Genomic DNA, 2974 nt, shown 5'->3' with positions numbered 1-2974 from the left:
TGGTCATGGCTCATCGCGGGGGCGCACATGAGTTTGAAGAGAACACGATGGCGGCCTTCCGGGCCTGTTACGACAAAGGAATTCGTGGGTTTGAGACCGATGTGCGTATGACAAAAGACGGCGTGCTGGTCATCCTCCATGACGACAGTCTCGAGCGAACACATAACGCCAGTGGCTCCGTCGAAAGCAAGACTGCTGCCGAACTGAAAGACGCGGTTTCCAAGAAGGGACAACCGTTTCTGTTTCTGGACGAACTGCTGGATTACTTCTCCGACAAGCCCGTCTATCTTGAGCTGGAAATGAAGGTCAGTAACAAGAATCTGTATCCGGATGATCGCATTCCCGAATTCTGCAAAGCGCTCGTGCAGGCCGCCGAGGCGAAAAGGCCAAAAGCTTCGATCTACGCCTACACTTCGTTTGACGAACGTCCGCTGAAGGAAGTTCGCAGTCTCAATGAAGATGTTCAGACGCTGCTGATTGCTGGCAAGCCCCTTTCAGAAGAACTCATCAAGCGGGCCAGAGACCTGAAGGTCAACTATATCGGCTGCCAGCTGAGCGGCACCTCGCGTACCATGGTGAAAGAAGCTCAGAAGCAAGGCTTTAAAGTTAACTGCTGGCCGGGACACACGATCCAGGACTATCACCTCTGTCTGGGCCTGGGTGTCAACGTTCATTGCACCGACATTCCCATGTCCGTGCTCAAGGTGAAAGAGAAAATTCACTGACCCTGTCACGCCGGAGCCTGCGTCCACACGTGACCCGATCAATATCCCTTATTCGAGCGGATCGGCACCGAAGGTGTCGACCGTTCGATTCCGCTGCTCGCCTCGGCTAACCGGCTAACCGAGGCTGCCGATGTGAACGGCGCATTCCCGGCAGGAAACCGGTATCACGAACTTGTCAGTTTTTAAGTCATCTCTCTTCCGATCATCATCAAAGCGACTCTGGTGTGTTCTATGAAGTCGAAACGATCGGAAAACGATCTGTGGGATGGCTGAGGAGAAGTTGTGCTGAACAGCGGCGGAGACCGGACGCAACGGTCGCCAATCGCCCTTCCTGCTGTACCCAATGCACAACGTAATAGAGTGCTGGCGATGTCAAATATGAATTCCAGCGAAATCGCTCAACTTTTTTTGACGGCCCTGACGATTGGCTCGTAATGTGCGTCAAGCCGTGCCAAACGCGGGGTGACGATTTGGGGATACTGCGCAGGCGAAGCCTAAGCAAGGTTGACGCGGCTTCCCCAAGTTGCCACGTGCAGTTAAGATTTCGCCTGACTTGCTTTGCAATTTCGGGCCGAATTGCACCGAGGAAGTTACTTTGGTGGAGCTGTCACTGAAGTTTCAGGGACAGTGATGAAATCATCATGATTCAATCGCAATCGTCCGATCGTTCTGGAGCCATTGCCGAACGACTGGTAAAGGAGTCAACAGTGTTCGCTCGAAAGCTCGCTTACTTCTCTGTAGCGCTCGTTGGATGGGCTGCGGGAACGGCCTACGCTCAGCCGGAAGCTCGTCTTCGCATCGTTGCCCCCAGTTTGGGTGCCGCTGAAGACGACCTCAAATGGATGATTGAACTGAGTCCCACACCCGATTTACGGAAACAGTGGAAGCCGTTCAAAGAAAACCTGCTCGACGCATTCACTCAGGGGGTCGATCTCTCGAAACCCGTATCGCTCGACCTGGTATTCCGCAAGGATGAGTTGGGCTACGAAGGACGCATCCCGGTCAAGGATCTGACGGGGAAGAACACGGGTTTCCTGCCGAACCTCCGCGGCATGGGGTACCTCTATAAGCCCCTTGGCCAGGAACTCTACCAGGTCAACGAAAAGAACAAGAAACCGTTCTTCCTGCGTTACGACAAAAACTATGCGTGGATGGCCACGACCAAGGAAGCGATTCCTGCAAATCGTCCTCCCGCCGCCCAGGAACTTCAGCCGCTGCTCGATCTGAAGAAAGACTTCCTGGCCGAACTGAAAAACGATGCTGCGGGTCTCGACAAGCGACGTGAGAACTTCCAGGAGCTTCGCAAGCAGTTTGAAGCTTTGATCCGCTTCAAACGGAATGAAGATCCGAACGCGTTCCAACTGCGAAAGTTGGCGCTGGTTCACCAGCTAGACGAAGCCGAACGGTTCCTCGTTGAAACGGAAGCCTTGCTGGCGACCTGGACAACGAACGCCGTCTCCCCTAACGGAACCGGCCGTGGCGAGCTGTCAATATCGGCATTGCCGGGAACCGATCTGGCAAAGAGTGTCGAAGAGTTTGCTGTCAAACCGAGCTACTTCGCCAACGTCCCCCTGCATGAGAATCCGATCGCCGTTGGACGCATCACATTCCCGCTCGATAGTTCTCGAGTGGCGCACTTGACCGAATTCTACAAGGCCGTTCACCCTGTCCTTCAAACCGAGATCAAGAGCCGCAAGGGTTACACCGACGCGCAGAAGGATGCGACTGCCAAGGCTTCAGACATCTTCCTCGATATGCTCGAATCGGGCTTGTCGCTGGGGGTCGTGGATGCGTTTGCTGATGCCCATGAAGTGGGTGAAGGCAAGACAGTCATGGTCACGGGTATCCGCGTTGTCGATGGGAAGCGAGCCGACGAGATTGTGCAGCTCATTTCCCAGTTCAAATCTGGCTGGCAGGTGAAGTTGGACGTTCACGAGCATGCCGGGGTGAAAATCCACGAGCTGACGGTTCCTGAAAGCCGGATCGAAGCTTTCCAGAAAGTCTTTCCTGGCGAAAACAAGGTCTACGTTGGAACCAGCGGCGATGCAATCTGGGGTGCTGCAGGGGTTGAATGTCTGACCCACCTGCAGGCGGCGATTGATGAGGCGGCCAAGCCCGCACCTGAGAAGGCGAATCCCGTGTTCGTCAACTACCAGTTGCAACTGGGCAAAGTTGTAAAACTGGCCGAAGTGATTCAAAAAGACCTTCCTTCGGGGCCCGGTCTCACGAAAGACCAGCAACAGCAGGTC

2 protein-coding genes are annotated in these 2974 nt (G+C 54.6%); both read left to right on the top strand.

Annotated elements, in window-relative coordinates; genetic code table 11:
* A partial coding sequence (locus VGE80_RS02070) for a glycerophosphodiester phosphodiesterase (protein ID WP_440591496.1) occupies positions 1-725 on the top strand: 725 nt, incomplete at its 5' end.
* A 641-nt stretch (positions 726-1366) separates the two neighbouring features.
* On the top strand, positions 1367-2974 hold a 1608-nt coding region (locus VGE80_RS02065; RefSeq protein ID WP_440591495.1), incomplete at its 3' end, for a hypothetical protein.

The sequence above is a fragment of the Schlesneria sp. genome (genome assembly GCF_036405755.1).
Lineage (GTDB): Bacteria > Planctomycetota > Planctomycetia > Planctomycetales > Planctomycetaceae > Schlesneria > Schlesneria sphaerica.
The sequence above is the reverse complement of the archived record's forward strand: the minus strand, read 5'-3'. Positions and strand labels throughout refer to the sequence as shown.